This window comes from Staphylococcus sp. EG-SA-2, from assembly GCF_017152085.1.
This window is the reverse complement of sequence record NZ_JACYHC010000918.1, coordinates 1-968: the sequence shown is the minus strand read 5'-3', so window position 1 is coordinate 968 and position 968 is coordinate 1. Positions and strand designations below refer to the sequence as shown.

The following is a 968-nucleotide window of genomic DNA, read 5'->3' as shown; positions in this document are numbered from 1 at the left end:
ATTTAGGCTTAGATTTAAAAGATGCATCAATTGATATGTTAGGTACTGCAAGTAAAGTAGAAGTAACTAAAGATAATACCACTGTTGTTGATGGTGACGGTGACGAAAACAGCATTGATGCACGTGTAAGCCAATTGAAATCTCAAATTGAAGAAACTGAATCTGACTTTGATCGTGAAAAATTACAAGAGCGCTTAGCTAAATTAGCAGGTGGTGTTGCAGTTATTAAAGTAGGTGCAGCAAGTGAAACAGAGCTTAAAGAACGTAAATTACGTATTGAAGATGCATTAAATTCTACACGTGCAGCAGTTGAAGAAGGTATTGTTGCAGGTGGTGGTACTGCATTAGTAAATGTTTACCAAAAAGTAAGTGAAATTGAAGCAGAAGGTGACATTGAAACAGGTGTAAATATTGTACTTAAAGCACTAACTGCACCAGTTCGTCAAATTGCTGAAAATGCAGGATTAGAAGGTTCTGTTATTGTAGAACGTTTGAAAAACGCAGAGCCGGGTGTTGGTTTTAACGCTGCTACAAACGAGTGGGTTAATATGTTAGAAGCAGGTATCGTTGATCCAACTAAAGTAACACGCTCAGCATTACAACATGCTGCAAGTGTTGCAGCAATGTTCTTAACGACTGAAGCGGTTGTAGCATCAATTCCAGAAAAAAATAATGACCAACCTAACATGGGTGGCATGCCGGGAATGATGTAAAACAGTTTCTAGTTTTGACTAACTAGAACATTCCATGATAGACGAGTATGATTCGTTCCAAATAAATATTAGAGCGTATGAAAATATTTTAATTTAAGACACCTTCCATTAGTTGACTAAACTTATGAGAGGCGTCTTTTTTATGTGCTAATTTGTAATTGAGATTCATAATGGTATTTAAATCATTATGGTGCGGGAGTTATGGTATTGCCATAATATGAGAGTGCATCCACTTCTATAAGTAATGCATATTGC

1 protein-coding gene is annotated in these 968 nt (G+C 36.4%); it reads left to right on the top strand.

Going from position 1 to position 968, the window contains the following annotated elements; translation table 11 throughout:
- Positions 1 to 713: TCP-1/cpn60 chaperonin family protein (locus IDG60_RS16220; protein WP_274611436.1), on the top strand; the 713-nt coding region annotated here is incomplete at its 5' end.
- Positions 714 to 968: the final 255 nt, after the last annotated feature.